At 73.0% G+C, this 24,749-nt stretch carries 24 protein-coding genes; 16 read left to right on the top strand and 8 right to left on the bottom strand.

The window, feature by feature from the left end; all coding sequences use genetic code 11:
- The first annotated feature begins 20 nt into the window (after positions 1 to 20).
- Together WN71_RS29220 and WN71_RS29215 are read left to right on the top strand one after the other, a co-directional pair.
- Positions 21 to 497 carry a carboxymuconolactone decarboxylase family protein gene (locus WN71_RS29220; RefSeq protein WP_046592672.1) on the top strand — a complete coding sequence of 159 codons (477 nt, stop codon included), beginning with the start codon at positions 21 to 23 and terminating at the stop codon, positions 495 to 497.
- Between the two features lie 49 nt (positions 498 to 546).
- Positions 547 to 1,470 carry an RNA polymerase sigma-70 factor gene (locus tag WN71_RS29215; protein WP_046592671.1) on the top strand — a complete coding sequence of 308 codons (924 nt, stop codon included), beginning with the start codon at positions 547 to 549 and terminating at the stop codon, positions 1,468 to 1,470.
- Between the two features lie 49 nt (positions 1,471 to 1,519).
- Here WN71_RS29215 and WN71_RS29210 read toward each other — a convergent pair whose 3' ends face one another.
- Positions 1,520 to 2,122, bottom strand: a complete 603-nt coding sequence (locus WN71_RS29210) for an NADPH-dependent FMN reductase (protein ID WP_046592670.1) — start codon at positions 2,120 to 2,122, stop codon at positions 1,520 to 1,522.
- Between the two features lie 113 nt (positions 2,123 to 2,235).
- On the opposite strand from WN71_RS29210, the gene WN71_RS29205 reads away from it, so the two are divergent.
- Positions 2,236 to 3,072, top strand: coding sequence for a helix-turn-helix domain-containing protein (locus WN71_RS29205; protein ID WP_046592669.1), 837 nt, complete (start codon positions 2,236 to 2,238; stop codon positions 3,070 to 3,072).
- 115 nt (positions 3,073 to 3,187) lie between these two features.
- Here the strand turns inward: WN71_RS29205 and WN71_RS29200 are convergent, their stop codons facing one another.
- Positions 3,188 to 4,480, bottom strand: coding sequence for an MFS transporter (locus tag WN71_RS29200; RefSeq protein ID WP_046592668.1), 1,293 nt, complete (start codon positions 4,478 to 4,480; stop codon positions 3,188 to 3,190).
- A 104-nt stretch (positions 4,481 to 4,584) separates the two neighbouring features.
- On the opposite strand from WN71_RS29200, the gene WN71_RS29195 reads away from it, so the two are divergent.
- Positions 4,585 to 5,184 (top strand): CGNR zinc finger domain-containing protein, encoded by a 600-nt coding sequence (locus tag WN71_RS29195; RefSeq protein WP_046592686.1) that lies wholly within the window; start codon positions 4,585 to 4,587, stop codon positions 5,182 to 5,184.
- 54 nt (positions 5,185 to 5,238) lie between these two features.
- Here WN71_RS29195 and WN71_RS29190 read toward each other — a convergent pair whose 3' ends face one another.
- Complete coding sequence (locus WN71_RS29190) at positions 5,239 to 6,510, bottom strand: threonine/serine exporter family protein (RefSeq protein ID WP_046592667.1); 1,272 nt, start codon at positions 6,508 to 6,510, stop codon at positions 5,239 to 5,241.
- 224 nt (positions 6,511 to 6,734) lie between these two features.
- Here WN71_RS29190 and gadC point away from each other — a divergent pair, with 224 nt between their 5' ends.
- The 7 genes from gadC (at position 6,735) to WN71_RS29155 (ending at position 12,388) form a co-directional block, all read left to right on the top strand.
- Positions 6,735 to 8,192, top strand: coding sequence for a glutamate/gamma-aminobutyrate antiporter GadC (gene gadC, locus WN71_RS29185; RefSeq protein WP_046592666.1), 1,458 nt, complete (start codon positions 6,735 to 6,737; stop codon positions 8,190 to 8,192).
- Entirely contained in the window at positions 8,189 to 8,626 is a 438-nt protein-coding gene (locus WN71_RS29180) for a hypothetical protein (RefSeq protein WP_046592665.1), read from the top strand. The genes gadC and WN71_RS29180 overlap by 4 nt, the downstream gene beginning before the upstream one ends.
- Positions 8,627 to 8,631: 5 nt before the next feature.
- Positions 8,632 to 9,984, top strand: coding sequence for a dipeptidase (locus WN71_RS29175; protein ID WP_046592685.1), 1,353 nt, complete (start codon positions 8,632 to 8,634; stop codon positions 9,982 to 9,984).
- A 56-nt stretch (positions 9,985 to 10,040) separates the two neighbouring features.
- On the top strand, positions 10,041 to 10,220 hold the full coding sequence (locus WN71_RS29170; RefSeq protein WP_046592664.1) for a hypothetical protein: 180 nt from the start codon (positions 10,041 to 10,043) through the stop codon (positions 10,218 to 10,220).
- Between the two features lie 103 nt (positions 10,221 to 10,323).
- Positions 10,324 to 10,863, top strand: coding sequence for a hypothetical protein (locus WN71_RS29165; RefSeq protein WP_046592663.1), 540 nt, complete (start codon positions 10,324 to 10,326; stop codon positions 10,861 to 10,863).
- A 113-nt stretch (positions 10,864 to 10,976) separates the two neighbouring features.
- A complete protein-coding gene (locus WN71_RS29160; protein WP_046592662.1) occupies positions 10,977 to 11,504 on the top strand; it encodes a hypothetical protein in 528 nt (175 codons plus the stop codon).
- Between the two features lie 185 nt (positions 11,505 to 11,689).
- Positions 11,690 to 12,388: a class F sortase gene (locus WN71_RS29155; RefSeq protein WP_079178195.1), complete on the top strand. Its 699-nt coding sequence runs from the start codon at positions 11,690 to 11,692 to the stop codon at positions 12,386 to 12,388.
- A 66-nt stretch (positions 12,389 to 12,454) separates the two neighbouring features.
- On the opposite strand, the gene WN71_RS29150 is transcribed toward WN71_RS29155, so the two are convergent.
- Positions 12,455 to 13,039 (bottom strand): maleylpyruvate isomerase N-terminal domain-containing protein, encoded by a 585-nt coding sequence (locus tag WN71_RS29150; protein WP_240529806.1) that lies wholly within the window; start codon positions 13,037 to 13,039, stop codon positions 12,455 to 12,457.
- A gap of 75 nt (positions 13,040 to 13,114) precedes the next feature.
- Between WN71_RS29150 and WN71_RS29145 the strand changes: the two genes are divergently transcribed.
- Positions 13,115 to 13,798, top strand: a complete 684-nt coding sequence (locus tag WN71_RS29145) for a hypothetical protein (protein ID WP_052743246.1) — start codon at positions 13,115 to 13,117, stop codon at positions 13,796 to 13,798.
- A 32-nt stretch (positions 13,799 to 13,830) separates the two neighbouring features.
- Here WN71_RS29145 and WN71_RS29140 read toward each other — a convergent pair whose 3' ends face one another.
- Positions 13,831 to 14,598, bottom strand: a complete 768-nt coding sequence (locus WN71_RS29140) for a GNAT family N-acetyltransferase (RefSeq protein ID WP_046592659.1) — start codon at positions 14,596 to 14,598, stop codon at positions 13,831 to 13,833.
- Between the two features lie 454 nt (positions 14,599 to 15,052).
- Here WN71_RS29140 and WN71_RS29135 point away from each other — a divergent pair, with 454 nt between their 5' ends.
- The 4 genes from WN71_RS29135 to WN71_RS29120 all read left to right on the top strand — a co-directional run bounded on the left by WN71_RS29135 (position 15,053) and on the right by WN71_RS29120 (position 21,576).
- Entirely contained in the window at positions 15,053 to 16,744 is a 1,692-nt protein-coding gene (locus tag WN71_RS29135) for a purine-cytosine permease family protein (protein WP_046592683.1), read from the top strand.
- A gap of 137 nt (positions 16,745 to 16,881) precedes the next feature.
- Positions 16,882 to 17,346 (top strand): MarR family winged helix-turn-helix transcriptional regulator, encoded by a 465-nt coding sequence (locus WN71_RS29130; protein WP_046592658.1) that lies wholly within the window; start codon positions 16,882 to 16,884, stop codon positions 17,344 to 17,346.
- A gap of 127 nt (positions 17,347 to 17,473) precedes the next feature.
- Entirely contained in the window at positions 17,474 to 20,179 is a 2,706-nt protein-coding gene (locus WN71_RS43520) for an MFS transporter (protein ID WP_079178194.1), read from the top strand.
- Positions 20,180 to 20,547: 368 nt separating this feature from the next.
- Entirely contained in the window at positions 20,548 to 21,576 is a 1,029-nt protein-coding gene (locus tag WN71_RS29120; RefSeq protein ID WP_079178213.1) for an MHYT domain-containing protein, read from the top strand.
- A gap of 57 nt (positions 21,577 to 21,633) precedes the next feature.
- Here WN71_RS29120 and WN71_RS29115 read toward each other — a convergent pair whose 3' ends face one another.
- The 3 genes from WN71_RS29115 to WN71_RS29105 all read right to left on the bottom strand — a co-directional run.
- Positions 21,634 to 22,875, bottom strand: a complete 1,242-nt coding sequence (locus tag WN71_RS29115; protein ID WP_420856540.1) for a PucR family transcriptional regulator — start codon at positions 22,873 to 22,875, stop codon at positions 21,634 to 21,636.
- A gap of 113 nt (positions 22,876 to 22,988) precedes the next feature.
- Entirely contained in the window at positions 22,989 to 23,930 is a 942-nt protein-coding gene (locus WN71_RS29110; RefSeq protein ID WP_046592657.1) for an alpha/beta hydrolase, read from the bottom strand.
- A gap of 18 nt (positions 23,931 to 23,948) precedes the next feature.
- A partial coding sequence (locus WN71_RS29105) for a thioesterase domain-containing protein (protein WP_143074887.1) occupies positions 23,949 to 24,749 on the bottom strand: 801 nt, incomplete at its 5' end.

Genomic DNA, 24,749 nt, shown 5'->3' with positions numbered 1-24,749 from the left:
CGACCCCACGGGAGCATTCCATGAGCGCGCGACTGAACTACTTCGGCAGCCAGACCGCGGGCAAGGCGATCAAGCACTTCATGGCGGTCGGCAGGGCCTTCAAGGAGTCGTCGGTGCCCGTCACCACGCAGGAGCTGGTGGCGCTGCGGGTCAGCCAGATCAACGGCTGCGCGGTCTGCATCGACATGCACACCAAGGAGGCCGCGGCGGCCGGTGAGAGCGCGGTGCGGCTGCACCTGGTCGCGGCCTGGCGCGAGGCCACGGTCTTCACCGAGGCCGAGCGGGCGGCGCTGGAGCTCGCCGAGGAGGGCACCCGGATCGCCGACGCGGCGGGCGGGGTCGGCGACGAGGTGTGGCGGGCCGCCGCCAAGCACTACGACGAGGAGCAGCTGACCGCGCTGGTCATCCTGATCTCCTTCATGAACTCGGTGAACCGGCTCAACGTCATCACCCGGCAGCCCTCCGCCGGGGACTACGAGGCCGGTGCGCTGCACTGAGACCGCGCCGACCGTGTCGTATCCGCCGCGAACAGGGAAGGATCGTGCCGTGACCGAGGTCGAGGAGTTCGAGGAACTGCGGCCGCTGCTGTTCTCCATCGCCTATCGCGTCCTGGGCAGCGTGAGCGAGGCCGAGGACGCGGTGCAGGAGACCTGGCTGCGCTTCGACGCCTCGTCGACCCGCCCGGTGTCCACCAAGGCGTACCTGTCGGCCACGGTGACCCGCGTCGCGATCGACGTGCTGCGCTCGGCCCGGGTAAGGCGGGAGGAGTATGTCGGCCCATGGTTCCCGGAGCCGCTGCTGAGCGACCCGTACCAGGACCCGGAGCGCTCGGTGGAGCTGGCCGACTCGGTGTCGATGGCGGCGCTGATGCTGCTGGAGCGGCTCAGCCCGCTGGAGCGGGCGGTGTTCGTCCTGCGCGAGGTGTTCGCCTTCGGGTTCGACGACATCGCGTCGGCGGTGGGCCGCTCGGAGGCCGCGTGCCGCCAGCTGCTGGTGCGGGCGCGGCGGCACATGCGGGACGGCCGGCCCCGGTTCGAGGCCGACCGGCACGAGCGCCAGGAGCTGGCGGCCCGGTTCTTCGACGCGCTGATCGCGGGCGACGTGGCCGCGCTGCGGCAGCTGCTCGCCGCCGACGTGCAGTTGGTCGGCGACGGCGGCGGCAAGGCCCCGCAGCTGGCGCGGGCCGTCGCGGGCGCCGACAACGTGGCCCGGCTGCTGGCGTCCGTCTACCCGTGGATGGCCAGGATCGAGGTGACCCTGGAGCGGCACGAGATCAACGGGCAGCCGGGCGCGATCTTCCGCGACCGGGACGGCAGGGTGCTGCACACCCTGGTGCTCGACGTGCTGGAGGGGCGGATCCAGGCGGTCCGCACGGTGATCAACCCCGACAAGCTGGAGCACATGGGTCCGGTGGCGGACGCATGGGCGGTCTCGCGCGAGCTGAAGGAGGCCCGGCGGGAGGCGCGGTGAGCGGCGCCCGGCGCGTGGGTGGCTCCTGCCGCGGGTCGCGGGGCGCGGGTCAGCCCGGATAGGGCGCCGTCTCGCGTGCTGTGCGCAACGCACCGGCCCACCAGGCCAGTTGGTCCAGCAGGGTCTTGGCATAGGCGGGGGCCTCCGTGTCGAGGGGGCTGCCGTCCCGCCACGCGGTGAAGTAGTTCGGGAAGGCGAGGCCGTCGCGGATCGTCACCGCGTGCAGTTCGGTGAGCACGTTCTCCAGGTGCAGCACCGCGTGCCGGCCGCCCGCGGCACCGCCGTAGCTGACGAACGCGACGGGCTTGGCCGTCCACTGGGTGAAGTGCCAGTCGATGGCCGCCTTGAGCGAGGCGGGGTAGCTGTGGTTGTACTCCGGCGTGACGACGACGTACGCGTCGGCCCGCTCCAGCGCCTCGGTCAGCGCGGCCATCCCGGCCGGCCGGGGGTAGTCGGCGCCGGCGTACTTCGGTGAGGCCGCGGGCAGGGCCAACGGGATGTCGTACGCGGCGAGATCGGCGACCTCCACCGCGAACCCGCCGTGTTCTCGCGCCCGTTGCGCGACCCAGTCGCCCACGACGGGGCCGAACCGGCCCTCCCGGACGCTCGCGACGACGATCAGCAGCCGATGTGTGGTGTTCGTGTTCTCCATGGCCACCACCCTCGGACCGGATCGCGGCCCCAGCCAGGCCGGGCTCAGGCTGGCCCCCGCAGGGCCACGCTGAGCGCTCCGCGAGGGGCCGGTGGGCGTCGTAGGCTCGACGTATGGGTTCGCCACTGGGGGATTTCGTCCGGGCCAGGCGGGACAGCATCCAGCCCGCCTCGCTGGGGCTGCCGGTGCACGGCCGCCGCCGGTCGCCGGGGCTGCGCCGGTCGGAGCTCGCGGCGCGGGCCGGGATCAGCGTCGAGTACCTGACCCGCATCGAACAGGGCCGGGACCGCAATCCGTCCGTGTCGGTGGTCAACGCGCTGGCCGACGCGCTCAGTCTCGACCTCGCCGAGCGGGAGCATCTGCGCTATCTGGCGAAGATCACCGGCGGGGAGTGCACGGCGCACGCACGGCCCGTACCGGCCGCGCGTGACGTCCGCCCGACGGTCCTCACGACGCTGCGGCTGCTCGAGCCGGGCCTCGCCGTGGTGACCAACCGGCTCGGCGACCTCCTCGCCCGCACGAGCGGCTACGACGCGGTCCTCGGCGGCACGGGCCTGCTCGACGGTGACGCCCCGAACCTCACGCGCTACGTCTTCACCGACCCGCGCGCCCGGTCGCTGCTGCCGGACTGGGAGGCCGTCGCCGACGAGCTGGCCTTCGACCTGTGGCGGGGGCCGTCGGTGGAGAACTCGGCATGGCTGACCGCCGAGCTGTCCGCCGCCGCGGGACCCGGTTTCACCCGCCGCCTCAACCGCCACCAGGTGCCGCAGCGCGGGCCGCTGCGGCTGCGCCACCCGGTGGGAGGGGAGCTGACGCTGCTCCGCGAGACGCTGGAACTGAGCGCGGACGCACAGCAGTTGGTGGTGCTGCTGCCCGCCGACCAGGCGACGGCCGAGGCCGTGGAACGGCTGCGGCACGCCGCCCGCGGAGGCCTGCGGGCGATCTCGTAGGAGCCCGTCGGCGATCTCGCACGACCCTGCCGGCGACCTCGTACGACCCCGCCTGCGATCGCGTACGACCCTGCCGACGATCGCGTACGACCCTGCCGGCGACTTCGTACGACCCTCAGCGGGCGGTGGGGACGTCGTCCGGGTCCGTGGCGGACGCGGGGGCGGCAGCGTCCGCCGGGTCCGCTTCCGAGGCCGTCTCCGGGGCGGTCGCGGACGGGCGGGCGCGCAGCGCGGTCCGCAGCAGGGCGAGGCCGGGCGCCGCCATGACCAGGCCGCAGACCCCGTTCCAGCCGAAGGCGGAGTACGCGCGCACACCCAGCCAGGAGCCCGCGCTGCCGCCGAGGAACGCGCAGGTCATGTAGGCGGTGTTGAGGCGGGCGCGGGCCTCGGGACGCAGCGCGAAGATGCGCGCCTGGTTGGCGACCTGGCCGGACTGGACGGCGACGTCGAGCAGGAGCATTCCGGCCCCGAGGCCGGCCAGGCCGACGGCGCCGCCGAGCCGACCGGTCAGCAGCAGGGCACCGGCCGCGACGGCGCCCACCGTGCACACCAGGTTCACCGCGTCCGGGCCCCGGCGGTCGGTGCGCCGCCCGGCGACCGGCGTGGCGAACATGCCGGCCGCGCCCACCAGGGCGAGCACGCCGACGGCCGGGGTGCCGAGGCCGTAGACCGGGCCGGTGAGACAGAGCGCGACGGCCGTCCAGGCGGCGCTGAAGGCGGCGAACGTCAGCACCTGGTTGAGGGCCGAGCGGCGCAGCGACGGCTCGGTGCGCAGCAGTCTCAGGGGGGTCGCGAGCAGGGCCGGGTAGGGCTGGTCGGTGCTCGGTGCGGTGGTGGGGAGCGCGGCGGCCAGGGCCGCGGCGAGGGCGAGCATCAGGCCGGCGGCGACCAGATAGGGGGCCCGCCAGCCGAGCCATGCGCCGAGGGTGCCGGAGAAGGTGCGGGCCAGCAGGATGCCGCCGAGCAGGCCCGACAGCAGGGTGCCGGTGACCGCGCCGCGCCGCTCCGGGGCGGCCAGGCCGGCCGCCATGGGGATGAGGATCTGCGGGACCACGGTGGTCGTCCCGGCGAGCGCGCCGGCGGCGGCGAGGACGGGCAGGGTGGTGGCGGTGCCCGCGAGCACCAGGGCGGCGCAGGTCGTCAGCAGCAGGGTGGTGACCAGGCCGCGGTGGCGCAGCCGGTCGCCGAGCGGGACCAGCAGGAAGATGCCGGCCGCGTAGCCGAGCTGGGCGCAGGTGACGACGAGGGCGGCCGATTCCGGGGAGACGCGCAGGTCGTCGGCGATGAGCGGGCTGATCGCCTGGGGGAAGTAGATGGTGGCCACGGCGACGCCGCAGGCGACGGAGAGCAGCAGGGTCAGGCGCGGGCCGAGCGTCGGCGACGGAGCGACGGGAGGTCCAGCGGACACGGCACACCTCAGGCGGGAAGGGAGGAGAGGACGGGAGAGCGAGAACCGCTTTAACCGGTTCCCGACGGTACCAGTAAAACCGGTTCCGCAGTAGGGTGGCCTTCATGCCCGACGCCTCCGCGCCCGCCGCCCCCCGCTTCCGCAGCGGTGCGGGGCGGATCTGCCTGGACTTCCTGCGCACGCTCCGGCTGCGCGGCACGGACGGCGCCACCGAGGAACTGGACACCGGCGAGGCGCTGGCCGCCTGGGTCGCCCAGCTCGGCCCCTATCCCGACGGCACGGCCGTGCCGGTCCCGGCCCCGGACGCCCTCCGGGAGGCGCGGGCGGTACGGGAGGCGGTGCACGCACTGCTGACCGCGGCCCGCTCCCCCGCCGGTCCGGCCGGGTGTCCGCCCGGGGAGCGGGAGTTGCTGAACCGGGCCGCCGCCGTGGCGCCCCCGGTGCCGGTGCTCGTCGCGGACGGCACGTTGGCCTGGACCGCCGGGGACCCCGTGGGCGCGGTCCTCGCCGACGTCGCGCGCGACGCGCTCGCGCTGGCGACCTCGCCCGCCCTGGACCGGGTGCGGGCCTGCTCCGGAGCGCACTGTGCCGCCTGGTTCCTCGACACGTCCCGCCCGGGGAACCGGCGCTGGTGCTCGATGGAGACCTGCGGCAACCAGTCCAAGAAGCAGACCTGGCGCACCAAGCACGCGGCGAGCCCCTGAACGGCACGCGTCCGGATCGACTCGCGTGCTACCGATCCTCCGGACGGGCCCTGGCTAGCCCTCCCGCTCCGCGCGCCGTTCCGCTCGCGACATGCCGAGGGTCGCGCCGAGGAGCAGGCCCAGCGCGAGGGTCGTCACGATGGTGACCAGCTTCAGCAGGTCCTCGAAACCGCGGATCACATGGCCGCCCGCCAGGGTCGTCAGGCCGCGCATACCGAGCGAGCCGACCGTGAGGGTGAAGAAGCCGGGCAGCACCAGGACCAGGCGGGGCGGCCGGTGCGGGGGCCGCGCCAGCACGCCGGCCGCCGCACCGAGCACCACCGCGGCCACGAAGGTGCCCATCACCTCGCCCAGCGCCTTGGTCACCAACGACTGCACGCCCACCGTGAGATACACGAGCAGCAGCAGCGGCCAGAAGAAGCGCAGCGGGATCGCGAACGCCAGCAGGGTGCCGACGGTGAACACGATCCACCCGAGGAACAGCGCCCAGCGCGGCATGTTCTGCTCCGCCGTCACGTCGAACAGCTCCCGCGTCGAGGTTCCCGTGACGAGCACGCCGAGCAGCACGCCGACGTACAGCTGGACGAGCAGGAAGACGGAGTAGACCAGGCGGATCGCGCCGGTGGTGAGCGCTCCGGCGGCGAGTTCGGCGGAGGCGGCGCTGAGGTAGTCGCCGGGCACGAAGTAGAACAGCGCCGGGAGCATCAGCAGCACCGGCCCGCCGCGGTCGATGTCGCCGGCGAACGCCTCGATGGTGACGAGCGAGACCGCCACGGACACCACCAGCGGCAGCACCTTGGCCAGCCGGGGCAGCCGGTCCGCGGCGACCGCGAGGGCTCCGGCGATCGAGGCCAGCACGGCCGTGGTGCCGATCTCGTACCAGGTCGGCTGCATGAGCGGCGCGAAGCCGAGCGAGAACAGCACGATGCCCAGGAACTTCAGCCACCACGGGTACGGCGGCCGGGCGTTCTCGATCCGCGCCAGCCGCCGCTCCGCCTGCGCGAGGCCCACGCCGCCCGCCCGGACCTCCTCCAGCAGGGACCGCAGGGAGATGACCTGGTCGAGGCGGAACACCTCGGGGAAGCCCCGCACGGTCGTGGTGACGGCGCGGCCGTCCACCGTGACGGTGAGCGCGGCCGCGTCGGGCACGAGCAGCAGCGACGCCTCGCCTCCCAGGGCGCGGGCGGCGGTGCGCACGGACCGCTCGATGCTCTGGGCGCCCTCGCCGCTGGTGCGCAGCAGCAGACCGGTCAGCCGGGTGAGGAACGCGCTGAGCGCCTCCGGGCCCGCGGTCGTGCCGGGGTCCGAGGTCGCCTGCTGGTCCACGGCCCGCTCCCCTCGCTCTCGACGGCCGGCTCCCGCGCGGTGGCCGGGACTCCGTGGCGGCCGACTCCCGTGCGGCGCCCGGGAACACCACCAGCGTGCCCCGTCAAGGCGAAACAGACATCTCGGGCATATCATGTCATCCGATCGGCTCAGCCCAGACTGCGGACCCCGCCCGAAGGGCCGCAGTCTGGCAGCGACCGAGGTGCGTCACTCGAGGAGGGCCGATGGCATCCATGGACGTCCCCGCAGACATGCCGAAGAAACAGGCGGCCGAGACGGCCGCCAGGGCCGCGGCACCACCGAGACTGACATGGATGACGCTGGCGCTGATGACGACGGCCTCCGTGGCCAGTCTGCGCGCCGCTCCGACGATGGCCGTGTACGGCCTCGCCTGCGTGTTCCTCTACCTGGTGCCGGCGATCGTGTTCCTGCTGCCGACCGCGCTGGTCTCGGCGGAACTCGCGTCCGGCTGGTCCGGCGGTGTCTACAAGTGGGTCAGCGAGGGCCTGTCCAAGCCGCTCGGATTCCTCGCCGTGTGGTGCCAGTTCGCGATGACGATCTTCTACTACCCGAGCCTGCTGGCGTTCGTGGCCAGCACCATCTCGTACATCATCAATCCGGCGCTGGCCTCCAACGGCCTCTACACCGCGATCGTCATCATGGTCCTGTACTGGACCGGCGTATGGGTCTCCTCCCAGGGCACCAAGGCCCTCGCCGGACTGTCCAGTTGGGGCCTGGTCATCGGAACCCTGGTGCCGGGCACGCTCCTTGTCGTGCTTGGCATGATCTTCCTGGCCCAGGGCAACCCGTCCGCCGCGCCCATGACGGCCAGTCATCTGCTGCCGGAGTGGACGGGTCTCGCCAGCCTGGTGCTCATCGTCAACAACTTCCTCTCCTACTCGGGCATGGAGATGAACGCGGTCCACGTGTCGTCGCTGAAGAACCCGGCGAAGGAGTACCCGAAGTCGATGTTCCTGGCGATGGGCCTGGTACTGCTGATCTTCATCCTGCCGGCGCTCGCCATCAGCTGGGTCGTGCCGTCCGGGCAGTTGAGCCTGACCGCGGGCGTGATGCAGGCGTTCGACGCGTTCTTCGCGTACTTCCACATCGGCTGGATGACCCCCATCGCCGCCGTGATGCTGATCTCGGCGTCACTGGCCGGCATGCTCACCTGGCTCGCCGGCCCCTCCAAGGGCCTGCTGGAGATCTCCCGCCAGGAGGGCTACCTCCCGCCGTACCTGCAGCAGCTCAACAAGCACGGCATCCAGCAGAACATCCTCGTCACCCAGGGCATCGTCACCACCCTGATCGCCCTGATGTACGCCTTCATCCCCGGCGTCTCCAGCGTGTACTGGATCTTCTCGACGATCACCACGCAGGTGTATCTCATCGTCTACCTGCTGATGTTCGTCGCCGCCATCAGGCTGCGCAAGAACCAGCCCGACCACCCGCGCGGCTACCGCGTCCCCGCCCTGACCCTCGTCTGCGTGGTCGGCTGGCTGGCCTCCGCGGCCGCGCTGGTCATCGGCTTCGTGCCGCCCTCCCAGTTCGGCAGCAGCAGCACCGGCGCGTACATCGCGATCGTCGGCGGCGGGCTGCTGCTCCTCGGCTTCCTGATCCCCTGGCTCTTCCTGAAGCTGCGCAAGCCCAGTTGGCGCACGACGGGCGGTGAGTCCGGATGAGCCCGACCCGCTTCGCCTCCGAGCACCGCTGGCTCTACATCGGCGCGATCGTCCTGCTGGTGGCGCTCGCCGTGATCGGCCTGATCCGCTACGAGCGGGTGCGGACCACCAACGAGGCCCACAACAAGGCCAACGAGCTCTCCGGGGAGCTGATCGCGGCCGGCTTCCCCGCCCCGAACACCGACAACCTCGTCCGCGCCCTCGGCGACGACGGCGGCCTCGCGTGCAGCGACCCGACGAGCGCGCTGCGTTCGGCCCTGTGGAAGATCAACATGTCGAACGGCGCCGCGGGACCGGGCATCCGGCCCGTCATCGCCGACAAGCGCGTGGTGGAGGCCGGGGCGCTGGTCCTCAAGGTGTACTGCCCCGACAAACTGCACGACCTCCAGGACAAGATCGACGACCTGAAGACCGACACGACGGTGAGGCAGTGACGACGATGCCGGAACTCGCATCCCGAATAGCCGCGTTGATGGACCGGGCCAAGGCCGACCTCGCCGAACTCGTCGCCATCCCCTCCGTCGCCGACCCGCGCCAGTACCCGCCCGAGGAGTGCGACAAGGCCGCGCACTGGCTGGTCGGCGCGTTCACCGAGGCGGGCCTGCACGACGTCCACCTGGAACGCACCCCCGACGGCAGCTACGCCGTGCTCGGCCACCGCCCGCCGCCGCCCGGCGCGCCGACCGTGCTGCTCTACTGCCACTACGACGTCCAGCCGCCGCTCGACGAATCCGCCTGGACCACACCGCCGTTCACCCTCACCGAGCGGGACGGCCGCTGGTACGGCCGCGGCACCGCCGACTGCAAGGGCAACATCGTCATGCACCTCACCGCGCTGCGCGCGCTCGGCGAGGACATACCCGTCGGCCTGAAGTTCGTCGCGGAGGGCTCCGAGGAGCAGGGCACGGGCGGCCTGGAGAGCTACGTCACCCAGCACACGGACCAGTTCCTCGCGGACGCGCTGCTGGTGTGCGACACCGGCAACGCCGAGGTCGGCACCGGCACCGCCACGATCACCCTGCGCGGCCTGGCCAACCTCGTCGTCACCGTCGACACCCTCCAGGGCGAGATCCACTCCGGGATGTTCGGCGGCCCCGCGCCCGACGCGCTCGCGGCCCTGGTCCAGATGCTGGCCTCGCTGCGCGACCCGGCCACCGGCGCGACCCGCATCGAGGGCCTGGACTGCGAGGGCACCTGGGACGGCGTCGGCTACGACGAGGGGCAGTTCCGCGGCGACGCCGGGGTGCTGGACGGTGTCGGCCTGACCGGTACCGGCACGGTCGCCGACCGGCTGTGGGCGCGGCCCGCGGTGACCGTGCTCGGCATCGACTGCCCGCCCGTCGTCGGCTCGGCGGCCGCGGTGCCGCCCACCGCCCGCGCCCGGGTCAGCCTGCGCGTCCCCCCGGGCACCGACCCCGACGCGGCCCGCGAGGCCCTCCAACGGCATCTGACCGCGGCGGCGCCCTGGGGCGCGCGGGTCGGCTTCGAGACGGAGGGCACGGGCGCGCCGTTCCGGGCCGCGACGGACGGCCCCGCGTACGCGGCGCTCGGCAGGGCGATGCACGAGGTGTACGGCAAGCCCCTCGCCTTCCTCGGCCAGGGCGGCTCGATCCCGCTGTGCAACGTCCTCGGCGCGGCCGTCCCGCGCGCCGAGATCGTCCTCATGGGCGTCGAGGAGCCGCGCTGCCTGATCCACGCGCCGAACGAGAGCGTCGATCCGTCCGAGATCGAGCACATGGCGCACGTGGAGGCGCTGTTCCTCCAGGAGTTCGCGAGGACGGCCGGACACTGACGGCCCAGGTACGGCTCCGGGGCGCCCACGCCTGGGCCGGGTCACCCGAAGGGGCCGTGGCCGCGGCAGAACTTCAGGATCACCCGACCGGCCGTACGACCCGGGCGCCGCGGTGGCTGCCGTACCAGCCCGCGGGCGCGACGGACGGCGACGAGCCGCCCCCGGAGCGGGCGGAGCTGCGCCCGTGCGTGATCCGGCGCCGCCGGGCCCTGCGGTACGACCGCCGAACCGGCTGACGTCTCCCGTCCGCGGCGACCGGCGAACCGACTCGCACCCCCGTCGCCGCGGCCCTCGGCGAAACGGCCGACCCCCCGCCCGAGCTGCGCCTATGGTGAGCGCATGACAGAGGTGGAGGTCGTACAGCTGCTGGTGTCGGCCGCTCACCGGTACGCCGGACGGCCCGGCGACGGCCCCTCCCCCGGCCCCGAGGACGAACGCGTCGAACGGGTGACGGTGCGGGCCGGACTCGGACTGGTCGGGGACCGCTACTTCGCCCGGCCGGCGCATCGGGACGCCGCCGTGACGATCATGGCGGCGGAGAACCTCCCCGTCGGCATCGATCCCGCCGTCGACCTGCGCGGCACCCGCCGCAACATCCTGCTGCGGGGCGTCGACATCGACTCCCTGATCGGCTCGCGCGTCTCCCTCGACTGCGGCACCGGCCCGGTCGAGTTCGCCCTCAACCGCGCCGCCCGGCCCTGCGCCTGGATGGACGCCGTCATCGGGCCCGGGGCGCAGCGGGCCCTGCGCGGCAAGGGCGGGGTGCGCTGCACGCCGCTGACCGACGGCGTCCTCACGGTCGGTCCGGCCGCCTTCGCCGTGCTGCCGCCGGACGGCCCCGCCGTACACCCGGCAGGACCTGATCCGTCACCCGCCTGAAGGCCCCGAGTGGTGGGAGCCGGGCCGCGGGCTGACGGTGGATCACGTCAAGGCCGGGTCGTCTCAGCTGACGAGGTGCCAGCTGCCCGGCCGGGGCGAAAGGAATTTCCCATATGCGTTCTGCTCGCATCATGATGGCCGCCGCGGCGGCATCGGCCGTGCTCGCGGTCACGGCACCCGGTGCCTACGCGGCCGGCAGCGACTGGGGTCATGACGACTCGTCGTACAGCTCGGACCAGGGCGGTGGCGACAGCCAGTGGAGCCCGCACGGCGGCATGCACACCGGTGGTGGCGCACTGTCGCTCGTGAAGTCCGACGACAGTTCCCACGGCTCGAAGCAGGGATCGGACTCCCACGGTTCCAAGCAGGGCAAGGACCCGTCCTGGTCGCAGGGCCAGGACTCGAACTCGACCGACAGCAGCAGCGACCAGGGCAGCGACTCCGGCTGGACCAAGGACCAGTCGGACTCGTCGTCGGACTCCTGGAGCGGTGACCATGCCAAGCCCAGCGGCGGGATGCACACCGGAGGCGGCGGGCTTGCCACGCCCACCGTCACCGCGGGCGGTCTGGCGGTTCTGGCGGTCGCCGGAGCCGGTCTGTTCGTCGTTCGCCGCAAGAAGTCGGCCCCCGGTCTGGTCTGACCCATGCCGGACGCGATAGAGCCGCGGCCGCCACCGGTGCATCGTGTGGCGGCCGCCCGGCTTCCCCGGCCCCGACCGGCTCCAGGCCCCCGGCCCCGACCTGTTCCAGGCTCCTCGCCCCGGACCCGCCCCGGCTCACGGCCACGCCCGCTGTTCTCGCCGTGCACCAGTGAGGTAGTTCCCCGATGGCAGTACCCCCTTCTCCCCCTTCAGCCGGCGGCCCGTCGCCGGCCTCCGGCCAGGGCGGCCGTACCGGCGTGACCATGCTGTGCGCCGCCGCGCTGGTGGTCGTCGCGCTGTTCCTCAACGGCGGCCACAAGACGCCGAACGAAGGCGCCCCGGCGCCCGAGGCCGCGCCGTCCCGGGTGATGCCGACGCCGAGATCGACGTCGTCGGACGCGTCCGCCACTCCCTCGTCGGTGGGGCCGCATCTGCCGCGCTCGCGCCCCCTGCGCCTGCTCATCCCGAAGATCTCGGTCGACGCCCCGTTCACGGACCTCGCCATCGGCGCCAAGGGCCAGCTCGACCCGCCGCCCGCCGGTGACACCAACCTCGTCGGCTGGTACGCCAAGGGCGCCTCCCCCGGCGAGTCGGGCACGGCGATCGTCGCCGGGCACGTCGACACCACCACGTCCGCCGCGGTCTTCGCCGAGCTCGACGAACTCCGCAAGGGCGACACCTTCCAGATCGTGCGGGCCGACGGGCGCAGGCCGACCTTCGTCGTCGACGACGCGGAGACCTACAGCAAGAGCGCCTTCCCGAGCGATCTCGTGTACGACGACACGCCACGGGCCGAGGTCCGCCTGATCACCTGCGCGGGAACCTACGACCACGCGGTCCGCGACTACACGGACAACCTGGTGGTGTTCGCACACCTCAAGTGACCGGCGGACGGGGGGCGGCGGGCGGGGCGCCGGGCGAGGGCCCGTCCTGCTCGCCCTCGCCGCCCTTCAGTCCGCGACGGCCGCCGTCCAGTGCCAGGACGTGACCCGGCGGTGCCCCGCGAGGTCTCCGCGCCCGGTGCACCACAGCAGCACACGGGCGGGATCGCCCGGTGGGGCGTCGGGGAACAGGCGCCGCAGCACGCCCGCGCTCAGCGGGCCGGACGGCAGCCAGGGCACGCCGAGTCCCCGCGTGATGTCGTAGGTGTGCACCAGCGTCTCGGCCGTGCCCATCGCGGCGAACCCCGCCGCGTCGCACGGCCCCCAGTGCCAGGCCCGCATCCCGGGCCCGGCCGCGGCGAGGGCACCGCTCAGCAGTCCCCCGCAGGCGGCGACGACCCGCAGCACGTCGGCGGGCCCGGTCCCCGGCCGTACGACCAGGTCGAGCGGCAGATAGGCGTCGTCGGGCCGCCCGGCCACCTGCGCCGCGTACGCCAGCAGATCGTGCGCGACATGGGCCGCCGTCGCCCGGCAGTCCCACTCCAGCGAACCGGCCGGAACCGACCAGTCCGCGCCGGCGTGCGGCCCGAGCACCTCCAGCATCCCGGCCACGGCTCGGTCGACGGATCGGCGGTCGGGAGTGCGCGCATCCACCAGGCAACCGTACGGCAGGCTCGTGGCGACGATATTCGCTGGTCCGTGCTGCGGTTCCGTCCCTAGCCTTCCACCATGCCCGAGCACACATGGTTCGAGACGGACGAGCCTGACGAGGACGAGACCTGGGAATACACCGCCGCGGACCGGGAGTTCGTGAGCGCTCTGCGGGAGCGGGCGGCCTCGTGGGCCGCCGACGCCCGGGTGGACAGTTTCGCCTGGCGCGCGGACGAGTGGGACTCGATCGTGGCCTACCTGGACATCTCCGACCCGGAGGCGCCCCGTCATCTCATCGACGTCGGTGTGCACTTCTACGGCGACCGCGTGCACGGGGACCGCCTGCACAACCAGTCCCAGACGCTGACCGACCGGCCGTCGCCCTGGGCGCTGGAGGCGAGCGGCACGGTCGAGGAGCTGGCCGAGCGGTCCGCGCGGTGGTTCGAGGCCGTCCTGCGCAAACCTGTCGTGCTGTACGTCTGGCTCAACGACGAGAGCTACGCCTACGCGGCGCGCTTCGCGTTCGCGGACACCGACCAGACCATCAGCCAGACGTACGCGCGCAAGCTCGCGCCACCCGGACTGCACGAGGCGATGATCGCGGCGGGGCATGTGCACGGCCGTGGCTGGATCCAGACCGCCGGTCTGCCCACCCCGACGCTGTACCAGCACGTGCGCGGGGACCCGGACCTGGCCCGACTGCCCTCGGGTGCCAAGGCGGTCACCGAACGAGGCCCACTGGGCGGTGTCTGGTACGAGTGACCGGACGCGCTCGCCGCCTCGACGGCCGCCCGCTACTCGGTGAGCCGTACGTACAGCCGGGTCCCGCGGGGCGTGAAGCCGACGCGTTCGTACACCCGGCGTGAGCCCTCGCCCGAGTACTCCAGCCAGACCGACTCCGCCCCCCGCGTGAATGCGGCCCGCGCCAGCGCGGCGGTCACGGCGCCGGCGATGCCCCGGCCGCGGAAGGCGGGGCGGGTGCCGACCCCCGCCAGCTCCGACGTGCCGGCGGCGGGCGCGGAGCAGGTGGCCGCCCCCGCGCAACCGCCCCCGGGCGCGCGGACGTAGCGCACCGCGCCGCCGCCGTCCTGGATGCGGCGCAGGCGGGCGGCGCCCTCGGTGGACGCCGGGAACTCGCCGCCGAACGCCTCGGCCAGGGCGGCGTCGATCGCGGCGAACTCCGCGTCCGTGGAGGGGATTTCGACGCACGTCTCGCGGCCGGCCGGGCTCCGCGGCGTCGGCGCGGTGAGCGTGGCCGGAGTGCACACCAGATACGTGTGCTCGGCCTCGGTGGTGAATCCGGCCCGGCGCAGGGCCGCTTCCGCGCCGGGCGCGGCGTCGGGGGCGAACTCCAGCCGGGGGACGAGCCCGCGCTCGCGGAACGCCGCCACCAGGGCGCGTACGTCCCTGTCGTCGAGGCGGGCTCCGGGCACGGGGGTCGCGTAGTTGACGTACGGACTGGTCGTCGTCGGGTCGAAGCCCGCGACGAATCCGCCGATCTCCAGGGCCGCGGGGCGGCGGCGCAGATGGGCGGCGGTGAAGCTCTGGACGGCGATGTCCACGATGGTGATGACCTCACGTCGATGAGAGGGTGCGCTTGTTCCGGCGCACGGGTGGCGGGAGCGGTGCGGTGGGCACCGGATCGTCGGGCCGCCGTGAGGAGAGGCGTCGCGTGCCGAACCGTCGCCGTCGCGAGGACGGGCACCCGTCGGAGCGGGGGCGGTTCAGCGCGGTCGGCGGCCGCTTCGGGACGCCGGGGTCATGGACCTCAGTCCTTGCATCGTGAACGTGTCGGCCGGCGTGGACGCGCCGACAGGGGGACCCGATGAGAGTTCCACACGGGTGCGGGCGGTGCAACCGGGTTCCCGCGAAGGCCGGGTTCGCCAAGGACGGGTTCTGTGAAGGGCGGGTCCCGTAAAAGCCGGGAAACGGCCGGGAAACAGCCCGCCGCGACCCTTCCGTGTACACACCGGGAGTCACCCGACGGTGACCCTGCGCACGGAGAAGGGAAGCGTCGTGACGGACATCGTCGACACGGAGGCGCCGGACACCGCGGCGACCGGACGGACGTACAACGGCTGGACCAAGAACGACACCCTGGAGGACTATTCGCTGCGGTACGCGCCCAAGTCGTTCCGGCGCTGGACCCCCTACGTGGTCGCCACCACCGCCCTCGGCGGCATCGCCTATCTCGCGGACTTCGCCATCGGAGGTTCGATCGCGATCTCCAACGGCTTCTCCAGCGCCATGGTGGCCATCCTCGCCGCGGCGGTCGTCATCTTCCTGACCGGCATCCCGATCTCGTACTACTCGGCCAAGTACTCCATCGACATGGACCTGTTGACCCGGGGAGCAGGCTTCGGCTACCTGGGCTCGACGCTCACGTCGGTGATCTACGCCAGCTTCACGTTCATCTTCTTCGCCCTGGAGGGCTCGATCATGGCCCAGGCCCTCGAACTGGGCCTGCACATCCCGCTGGCCGTCGGCTACCTGATCTGCTCCCTGATCATCCTGCCGCTGGTGATCTACGGCATGACCGCGCTGTCGAAGATGCAGGTGTGGACCCAGCCGGTCTGGCTGGTGCTGATGGTCGCGCCCTTCGTCTCCATCGCCGTCCAGGAGCCCGGCACGTTCTCGCAGTTCACGCACTTCGCGGGCAACTCCCCCACCGGGTCGGGCATCAGCATGCTCGGTGTGGGCGCGGGCGCGGGCGTGGCCCTGTCGTTGATCGCGCAGATCGGTGAGCAGGTCGACTACCTGCGCTTCATGCCGGACAAGACCCCGGAGAACGCGCGGAAGTGGTGGGGAGCCGTGCTCTCCGCGGGCCCCGGCTGGGTGGTGCTCGGCGCGGCCAAGCAGATCGGCGGCGCGTTCCTGGCCTTCTACATCGCCGGCAGCGTGGGCCTGACCAAGGCCAACGAGCCCATCCAGCAGTACGTCCAGGGCTTCAAGACGTTCGCCGCGCCGGTCGCCCTGGGCCTGGCGACCTTCTTCGTGATCCTGTCGCAGGTGAAGATCAACTCGACGAACGCGTACTCCGGTTCGCTGTCCTGGTCGAACTTCTTCTCCCGACTGACCCACCGTCACCCCGGGCGGGTGGTCTACATCTTCCTGAACGTCGGCATCGCGCTGGCCCTGATGGAGGGGGGCGTCTTCGGCTTCCTGAACACCGTGCTCGGCTTCTACTCCAATGTGGCGATCGCGTGGATCGGCGCGGTCGTGGCCGACCTCGTCGTCAACAAGCCGCTGGGGCTGAGCCCTTCGTACATCGAGTTCAAGCGCGCACACCTCCACAACTTCAACCCGGTCGGCTTCGGCTCGATGCTGATCGCGTCGGCCGTCTCCATCGCGGCGTACTTCAAGGCGTTCGGGGACTACGGCAAGGCGTACTCCCCCTTCATCGCCCTGTTCCTGGCCATGGTGCTGTCACCGCTGTTCGCCAAGGCCACCAAGGGCCGCTACTACATCGCGCGAACGGACGACCTGGCGGAACCCCTGCTGACCGCGGACGGCCTGCCCTCGGCGGTGACCCTGAACTGCACGGTGTGCGTCACCGAGTTCGAGCGGCCCGACGTGGCGAACTGCACGTTCCACTCGGGTGCCGTGTGCTCGCTGTGCTGCAGCCTGGAGAAGGACTGTCACGACTCCTGCAAGAGCGCCGGCGGCCTCGTCGCCCTGCCCGACCCCGCGGTGCGCGCCGCGGACTGACGCCGACCTCGGACACCCGCCCGCCCGGGGGGACCGGCCGTGTGCGGCCATGTGCGGGCGGGTGTCACGGGTGGCTCTTACTCAATTTTTAATAGGTCAACTATATAGGCGCGTGATACACAGGACATGTGTCCGAGATGGAGCCGGGTGAGATCGCCCAGGCATTGGCCGAAGTGGCGGGGATCGTGGTCCGCAGCCTTGCGGACCGGCGCGGGATGAGCTTCACCGCCGCCGCCACGCTGGGCCGCCTGGAGCGCGAGGGTCCCGTGCGCATCACCGCGCTGGCGGCGGCCGAGGGCGTCGCGCAGCCCTCGATGACACAGCTGGTCCAGCGCCTGGAGAACCAGGGCCTGGCCGCGCGGATCAGCGACCCCGACGACGGACGGGTCACCCTCGTCGCCGTCACCGACGCCGGTCGGGAGGTGCTGACAGAACTGCGTCACGCCCGTAAGGAACGGCTCGTCCAGTTCATGGCCGCCCTGACCGAGGACGAGCGCCAGGCGCTCGGATCCGCCGTGGACACCGCCCTGCCGCTGGTGCGGCGGATGGTCCAGGAACCGGCCCGCACCGGCGCCGGCCGCGCCGCGTCCCGGCCCGCGTGAGCGACGCCGGCTCCCGCACCCCTGTGACAGGCACCAGCCCCCACACCCCTGTGACAGACACCGGCCCCACACCCCTGTGACAGGCACCAGCCCCACGCTCCCGTAAAGGCACCAGAGAGAGCACTTCATGGCCACCGAGGAAACCACCCACCGCGCAGCCGATCCGGGCGGCGCCCGCCGACGCGGGCGCAGCGTGTGGATCGGCGTCGATCACCCCCGCTACAAGTGGGTGGCGCTGACCAACACCACGCTCGGCATCCTGCTCGCGACGATCAACAGCTCGATCGTCCTGATCTCCCTGCCGGGCATCTTCACCGGCATCCGGCTCGACCCGCTCGAACCGTCCAACGTCAGCTATCTGCTGTGGATGCTGATGGGCTACATGCTCGTCACCGCCGTGCTGGTGGTCGCGCTCGGCCGGCTCGGCGACATGTGGGGCCGCGTGCGCATCTACAACGCGGGCTTCATGATCTTCACGGTCACCTCGGTGATCCTCTCCCTCGACCCCTTCCACGGGGGCGCGGGAGCGCTGTGGCTGATCGGCTGGCGGATACCGCAGGCCGTCGGCGGCGCCATGCTGATGGCGAACTCCGCGGCCATCCTGACCGACGCGTTCCCGGCCCGGCAGCGCGGCATGGCGCTCGGCGTCAACATGGTCGCGGGCATCGCGGGCTCGTTCATCGGCCTGGTCCTCGGCGGCGCGCTGGTGACGTGGAACTGGCGCTCGGTGTTCTGGGTGAACGTGCCGATCGGCCTGATCGGCACGGTGTGGGCGTACAAGTCGCTGCACGAGACCGGGGTGCGCAGGCCCGGCAGGATGGACTGGTGGGGCAACCTGACCTTCGCCGTCGGCCTGACCGCGCTGCTGGCGGGCATCACCTACGGCATCCAGCCCTACGGCGGCCACACCATGGGCTGGACCAATCCCTGGGTGCTCGCCGGGCTGATCGGCGGCACGCTCGTCCTCGCCGCCTTCTGCGTGATCGAGTCGAAGATCAGTGAACCGATGTTCCCGATGCGGCTGTTCCGCGATCCGGCCTTCGCGGGCGGCAACGCGGCCACCCTGCTCGGCGCCATCGCCCGTGGTGGCCTCCAGTTCATGCTCATCATCTGGCTCCAGGGCATCTGGCTGCCGCTGCACGGCTACGACTACGCGGACACCCCGCTGTGGGCGGGCATCTACATGCTTCCGCTGACCGTCGGCTTCCTGGTCGCCGGGCCCGTCTCGGGCCATCTGTCGGACAAGTACGGGGCGCGGCTGTTCGCCGCCGCGGGATTCCTGGTGATGGGCCTGTCGTTCGCGGGCCTGCTCGTGCTGCCCACCGACTTCAACTACTGGATCTTCGCGGGGCTGATCTTCCTCAACGGCCTGGGCGGCGGCCTGTTCGCCGCGCCCAACACGTCGATCATCATGTCGAGCGTCCCGGCGGACGCCCGCGGCGCCGCGTCCGGGATGCGGGCCACCTTCCAGAACGCGGGCATGGTGCTGTCCATGGGCGTGTTCTTCTCGCTCATGGTCGCGGGCCTCTCCGGCTCGCTGCCCTCCACCCTCACCACGGGCCTCACCGCGCAGGGCGTCCCGGCGCAGGCGGCGCACGCGGTCGCCGCGATCCCGCCGGTCGGTGTCCTGTTCGCCGCGTTCCTCGGCTACAACCCGATCCAGCACCTGCTGGGCTCGGACATCCTCAGCCATCTTCCGTCGGCCAACGCCGCGAGGCTCACCGGCCGGGAGTTCTTCCCGCACCTGATCTCGCAGCCCTTCCACGACGGCCTGATGGTCGTGTTCTCGCTGGCGATCGCGATGTCCCTGGCCGCGGCGGCCGCCTCGCTGATCCGCGGCCGCACGCGGGCGGGGGCCGTGGCGCTCGCCGGCGCGTCCCCCGCTTCCGGCTCCGCCGCGGGCACGACGCCCGCCGCCACCGCGGCCGGCGCCACCGTCTCCGGCGGCACCACCGCCGGTGCCACCGCGGCCGTGGACGAGGAGGCCGGCACCACCGGGGCGGCCCCCGACGGGCCCGTCCTGTCCGGCCGGGTCGAGAACTCCGCGCACGGCCCCGTCGCCCGCGCCACGCTCACCCTCATCGACCAGAGCGGTCACCAGACGGCCCGCGCCCGCACCAGGGACGACGGCTCCTACACCCTGCCGCGGCCCGCCCCGGGGTCGTACATCCTCGTCGTCTCGGCCGTAGGACATCAGCCGCAGGCGCTCGACCTCCAGGTCGGCGACGAGCCGGCTGTGCGCACGGTGACGCTCGCGGGCGCGCCGGGTCTGCGCGGCACGGTGCGGGCGGCGGACGGGTCGACGCCCGCCGAGGCGGCGGTCGTGGTCATCGACGCGCGCGGCGAGGTCGTCGCCTCCGCGACGAGCGGCGCGGACGGCTCCTACTCGCTGCCCGTCGTGCCGCCCGGCCGCTTCACCGTGCAGGTGAGCGCCGACGGGCACCGCCCGGACGCCACGTCGGTGGAGGTCGGGGACGACGGTGTCACCCGGTACGACGTGACGCTCCAGCCGGCCGGCGCGCTCACCGGCACGGTCCGGCACGGCACCACCGGCCTGCCGGTCGCCGAGGCCCGGATCACCCTGCTGTCGGCCGACGGCACGCCCGCGGCCACGGCCACCACGTCGTCCGACGGCACGTACACGCTGACGGACCTGACGCCGGGTGACTACACCGTCGTCGCCGTGGGCTATCCGCCGGTGTCGAGGACCGTCACCCTCGGCGGTTCCGAGAGCCCGGGCGTCGACCTCGACCTCGCCCAGCCGACGGAAGCCCCGTCGGCGGGGAACGAGCCGGTGGAGAGCGAGCCGGTGGAGACCGGACCGGCGGAGTAGCGCACCCGGCCGAAGGGCCAAATCACCCCAGCTCGGAGGCTATCCGGAACAACCGTCCGGAGTACTGCCTTCCGTGATCGAATCGGGACCAGGGCGTCTCGATTCGATCACGGAAGGTTCGAATCGCCACCCCTTTGGAGAGGGGCAGCGAAACGCGTGTGATTTATTGGTGAAGAAGCCAGCAAAGTGGCTCGCTTTCACTATCAGCAGGGCCCGGTTTCCGGGACAGGCCGACGCATTCGGCCCGCCTCTCCCGGTGTACGACGCACGGACCTCGGGTGACGCCCCCCACCGCCTCCCCTGATGATCCGGCCTCCGCCGACGGCGGTAGCCGGGTCGGTCCGATCCTTATGCAGAAGGGCGTCGTCTTGTCCGCAACCGTGTCCGAATTCCACTATGGGGCGGTCACGCCCATAGCCGCCTTCGCCATGGCGTGCATGGGTGCCGCCCTCGGCCTGCGCTGCACCACCCGTTCCCTGCGCCGCGGCTCCGGCCAGCGGCGCGCGGGCTGGCTCGCCCTCGGCTCCGTGGCGCTGGGCTGCGGCATCTGGACCATGCACTTCATCGCGATGATCGGGTTCAACGTCGAGGGCGCCGCCGTCAACTACGACACCGCCGAGACGCTGTTGAGCCTCCTGGTCGCCATCGTCGTGGTCGCCGTCGGCGTCTTCCTGGTGGGCTACCGCGGCTCCGGCACCAAGAACCTCGCCCTGGCCGGCACCCTCACGGGCATCGGCGTCGCCGCCATGCACTACCTCGGCATGGCCGCCCTCCGGATCGACGCCACCCTGCACTACAGCGTCGCGGTCGTCGCGGTCTCCGTGGTGATCGCCGTCGTCGCGGCGACCGCCGCCCTGTGGGCCGCCGTGTCCATCAACGGCCTCTGGGCGAGCATCGGCGCGAGCCTCGTGATGGGTGCCGCCGTGTCGCTCATGCACTACACCGGCATGGCCGCCGTGAGCGTCGACGTCGACCACGTCTCGCTGGCCCGGCAGTCCTCCGCCGACCAGCTCTCCTTCCTGCTCGTCATGCTCGCCGGCCCGGTGGTCGTGCTGATCGTCGCGGCCGTGGTCGTCATGTTCGACCCGGACACCGTGCTGGGCCACGACGACTGGCAGGACCAGGCGCCCGCCCGGCCGGTCATGCCCGCCCTCGACGTCTTCGACGCCCCGGTGACCCGGCCGACCATCGGCCAGTACCCGCCGTCCGCCCCGTCCGTCGGTCTCGGCACCGGGCGGTACGCCCCGGCCCCGAACGCCGGCGGCGCCGCGAACGACCCGTTCCCGCCGGCCGCCCACCCCTCCGACGCCGCGACCGGCACCTACGCGCCGGCCCCCGACGCCGGCTACGGGCAGCACCAGTCCGCGGGCGCGCCCCGCCCGCACGACTGGCAGTGACCGGACGCCCGGCCCCTCGTCACGCCTCCCCCACCGGCTGACCCGGGGCCCCGTGCCTCAGCCCTCCTCCCCGGCGCCCTCCCTCAACTCCCTGGCCCGCAAGGCCAGGATGAGATCGAGGCGGGCGCCGGGGTCGTGCAGCGCGTCCCCGAACAGCCGCTCCAGCTGGCGCAGCCGGTAGCGCACCGTCTGCGGGTGGACCGCCAGCCGCGCGGCCACCTCGGGCACGTTGCTGCCACCGAGCAGCCACGCGAGCAGCGTCTCCGCCAGCCGCGCCCGCTGCCCCTCGGTGACCGTCTCCAGCGGCGCCAGGGCACGCGCCGACAACTGACCGTGCAACGGCTCGTCGCCGTACAGCAGCAGCGTCGCCAGGTGGTCCGCGCAGCGCACCACCCCGTGCCGGGGCAGGACGCCGCGGCCCATCAGGCCCAGCGCCCGGGTCGCCCAGCGCAGCGACTGCGCGGCCTCGGCGAGCGGCACGGTCGGCCCGACGGCCGCCGGACGGCCGCGCAGCGCGAGCGCGAGGGTGCGTCCGCCGGTCGGACCGGTGCCGTCCGGGTCGGGCAGCAGCATCCGCGGCGGCCGGGAGTCCATGTCGACGAGCACACCGGCCGCCACGAGCGGCCGGTCCTGCGCGCCCTGCCGCGTCGTGGCCACGAGCGCCACCACGGCCACCTGGCGCGGCACCGTCCACCGCGCGCTGTGCGCCAGGTCCCGTACGACCTCCCGGGCGACCGGAGGGTCGTCGAGCAGCAGGTGCAGCAGCCGCCGCCGGCGCCGCTCCAGCTCCTGCGTGCTGCGCAGCTGGGTCTCCGCGTAGCCGGCCGCGGCGGCCTCCGCGACCTCGTGCACGGTGCGGAAGGCCAGTTCGCCCAGCGCGGCGACCACCCCGGAGTCCAGGCCCAGTTCCTCCGCCGTACGGCTCATGGCCCGCCAGGCGTGCAGCCCGCCGATCCGCACCGCCGACTGGAGGGCGTCCAGGCTGCGGCCCACCAGCGCCTCTCCGCGGCCGAGTTCGTAGTACGTCGTCGTGATCGCGTCGCCCCGTCCGTGCGCGTCGGCGATGTGGTCGACGAAGAGGGTCAGGGCCTGCACCACCCCCGCCCGCAGATTGCGTCCGTAGGTCTCGTTGTCCGGGCGGGCGTACTCGGGCACCTGCCCGCGCACCACCGCCTCCACCTCGTCGGCGACCGGCTCGATCCGCTCGCGCAGCAGCGCGGCGAGCGCGGGCGGCAGCAGCGGCGCCCCACCGGACGCGTCCGCTCCCCCGCGCGGTGTGGGCAAGGCCGTCACAGGCACTCCTTTCGCCCCGGGGCGGCTCGTCCGCGAACCGCCGCCCGTGCGGCGCGGGAGGGTCCTGGGGTGGGACGCACGACCCGTGCGCTCCGTTCCGCGCCCCGGCGGCACCGGCATCACTCGGGCACCCCCAGCGCGTGGGCGAGCATCGGCCATGACGTGGTGAACTCCCGCGTCCAGTACGCCCAGCTGTGCTCACCTCCCGCATAGAAATGGGTGGTCGCGGAGATGCCTAGCACGGCCAGCGTCGCGGCGAAAGTGTGTGCGGACAGCCACAGGGTGCTCTCCAGCGCCTCGGGCAGCAGCGAGCCGGTGCCTCCGGCCAGTCCGCTGCCGCTGGAGAGGTACAGCGGGGTGCCGCGCAGGCCGGTGGCGCGAGCCCTCGGGTTGTGGTCGTTCCAGGTGAGGAAGTCGAGGACAGCGCTGCCCCACAGCGAGTACGGCAGCAGGTCCTCCCGGGCCACGATCGCGTCCACCACGGCGGGCACGCCCGCGGCGGTGGTGTCGAGGATCCCGCTGTAGGAGGCGGCGGCGGTGAACAGGCCGGGGTGGCGCGCCGCGTGGGCCATGGCGCCGTAGCCGCCGGTCGAGATCCCCGCGACGGCCCGCACCGAGGAGGCGCGCCAGTCCCGGGCGAGGACCGCCGGCACCTCGGTGAGCTGGAAGGTCTCGTAGTCGGGGCCGCTGCGCCAGGTGGTGGGGATCCCGGTGGGGCCGCCGTCGGGCATCGCCACGATCAGGTCGCGGCCCTCGGTGAGCGCCTCGATGTCCGTCTCCCGGGTCCAGGAGGTGTAGTCGTCGTGGGCGCCGTGCAGCAGGTACAGCACGGGGTAGGTCCGCTCGGGGTGGTCGTCGTAGGTGGACGGCAGGATCAGCCGGACCGGGGCGGCGGCGCCCAGCGCGGCCGACGGCACGGACACGTCCACGGTCCGCGCGTCGATCCGCGTGGCGGCTCCCGCGCGGCCCGTGGCGGCCGCGCCGAACAGCAGCGCGAGACCGGTGGCGGCCGCGGTCCGGGTGACGGCGCGGCGGGACACGGCGGGGGTGGGCTCGGACATGGCGGCTCCAGTGGGGGTCTAGAAGGTGGCCGTGGTGCCCAGTGCCTGGCGCAGACGGGCGGCGAGGGTGTCCACGTGCGGCGGGTCGAGCAGGGACAGATGGTGGCCCGGGACCTCGACGACCTCCAGGCGCGGGCAGAGCCCGTCCCAGCCGAGCGCGCCGTCGTGCCGTTCGTAGGCCGGGTCGCGCACGGTGTGCGGCGCGGGCTCGGCCGCCCGGTACAGCACCACCCGCCCGTCGTACCGACCCGGCCGATGGGCCTCGCCCGCCCGCAGGTCCAGGTAGGAGGCGCGCTGATGCGCGAGCGCCGCGTGCGGTACGACGCCGGACTCGCGCAGCGGCCGCAGCACGGCGTCCACCCGCGCGCCGTCGTCCTCGAGCGCGACGAGTTCGTCGTACGGCAGCCGCAGCCGCACCCCGTAGGTCTCGGCGACATGCGCCGCGAAGCCTTCGAGATGGCCGCGGACGCGGTCGGCGCCCGCACCGGCCGGCAGCAACGGCCGTACGGCGTCGATGAGGACGACCAGCTCCACCGGGCGCCCGGCCGCGGCGAGCAGGCGGGCGGTCTCCTGGGCGACGAACCCGCCGAAGGACCAACCGCCCAGCAGCACGGGCCCGTCGGGCCACCGGTCACGCACGGCGTCGGCATGGCGGCGCGCCTTGTCGGCGACGGTACGGGCGTCCTCGATCCGCTCCAGCGCGTACACCGGCCGGTCGGCGCCCAGGCGTTCGGCGAGCGGGCGGTAGACGTCACCGGTGCCGCCGGCCGCGTGGCACAGGAGCAGCGGGGGGAGGGGGCCGGAGGCGTTCAGCGCGCG

Source organism: Streptomyces mangrovisoli (assembly GCF_000974985.2).
GTDB lineage: Bacteria > Actinomycetota > Actinomycetes > Streptomycetales > Streptomycetaceae > Streptomyces > Streptomyces mangrovisoli.
The sequence above is the reverse complement of the archived record's forward strand: the minus strand, read 5'-3'. Positions and strand labels throughout refer to the sequence as shown.